At 67.0% G+C, this 791-nt stretch carries 2 pseudogenes; both read right to left on the bottom strand.

Features of this window, described 5'->3' with window-relative positions:
- Positions 1 to 342 (bottom strand): annotated as a pseudogene (locus tag AC5RVV_RS17630) (proline--tRNA ligase); the annotation flags it as partial.
- Between the two features lie 71 nt (positions 343 to 413).
- Positions 414 to 791 (bottom strand): annotated as a pseudogene (locus AC5RVV_RS17635) (hypothetical protein); the annotation flags it as partial.

Consider the following 791-nt stretch of genomic DNA (forward strand, 5'->3'; position numbering starts at 1 on the left):
TTCCTCGTGCGTGGGGGCCAGCAGGTAGTCCGCGTCCTTGCGGTCCTTCAGCCGGAACAGGTTTTCGCCGTATTCAGTCCACCGGTTGGTGGCTTCGTACGGCTCGCGCGGCAGCAGCGCCGGGAAGTGGACTTCCTGGGCGCCGATAGCGGCCATCTCCTCGCGGATGATCTGCTCCACCTTGCCCAGCACCCGCAGGCCCAGGGGCAGCCAGCTGTAGATGCCGGGAGCCGCGCGGCGGATGTACCCGGCGCGGACCAGCAGCCGGTGGCTGGCGACCTCGGCGTCGGCAGGGTCTTCGCGCAGAGTGCGCAGGAACAGGGTGGAAAGGCGAAGGACCACGCTTGAAAATCCGTTTCTTAAGACAGGCGGCAGGGCCGCAGCCGCGACCCGGATAAACACTGTCTACTAATCTAGCGGTTCCGCGCCCCGGTTCGTGAACGGCGCCGGCCCTGCCGCCTGCGTGCCGCCGCTGCGGGCCCGTCAGTCGGTGTTGCGGTTTCCGGAGTCCCCGTCTGTCCGCCGCCGGTTTCGGCCTCATCCTTGGCGAATACCTCATCCACCAGGTCCTCGAGCCCCTGCTGTTCCTGGTCCCCCAGCTCCGCTCCGGTCTTCGTGGCCACGACCAGCAAAGACCCCTGCGCGGCCGAAACCTGCATCAGCATCTGCGTATTGTCGCCGTCGCGGGTGCTGACGGTAGCGAACGTTTCGTCGCCCTCGGTCTGGGCCTGTAGCTCCTCGCCGCTCACGTTGTACCGCTGTCCTGCCACCTCGAGGGTGCAGGAGACCAT

It is taken from the genome of Arthrobacter sp. MDT2-34-1 (assembly GCF_059091365.1).